This window comes from Variovorax sp. 01N429 (genome assembly GCF_056399425.1).
Genome location: NZ_JBFTRG010000114.1, coordinates 1 through 461, shown reverse-complemented (window position 1 = coordinate 461; position 461 = coordinate 1). Strand labels below are relative to the sequence as shown.

The window sequence follows — 461 nt, the reverse complement described above, 5'->3', positions numbered from 1 at the left end:
GTGTAGCCGTCGGCGCGCTGGATCAGCCGCGGGCAGTCGCCGGGCAGGTCGTACACCACCTCCGGCGGGTGGGCGCGCAGCCGGTCGAGGTCGATCACGTTGAGGTCGGCGCGCAGGCCGGGGCGGAGCGCGCCGCGGTCGCGGAGGCCGTACAGCGCGGCCGTGTCCGCGGTCATCTTCTTCACCGCCAGCTCCAGCGGGAGCTTGGCGCCGCGGCTGCGGTCGCGTGCCCAGTGGGTGAGCATCGTGGTCGTCATGCTGGCGTCGCAGATGGTCGCGCAGTGCGCGCCCGCGTCGCCGAGGCCGAAGACCGAGCGTGGGTGCAGGAGCATCTCGCGGACGGGTTCCAGGTCGCCGGACGCGTAGTTGAGGATCGGGATCATGAACATGCGGCGGCCGTCGCGCTCGAGCATGAGGTCGTAGAGCACCGCGTCGGCGGCGCGGCCTTCGCGGTCGGCGCG

General features: G+C 73.3%; 1 protein-coding gene. It reads right to left on the bottom strand.

The window, feature by feature from the left end:
- On the bottom strand, positions 1-461 hold a 461-nt coding region (locus tag AC1DSF_RS30840), incomplete at both ends, for an amidohydrolase family protein (protein ID WP_478184113.1).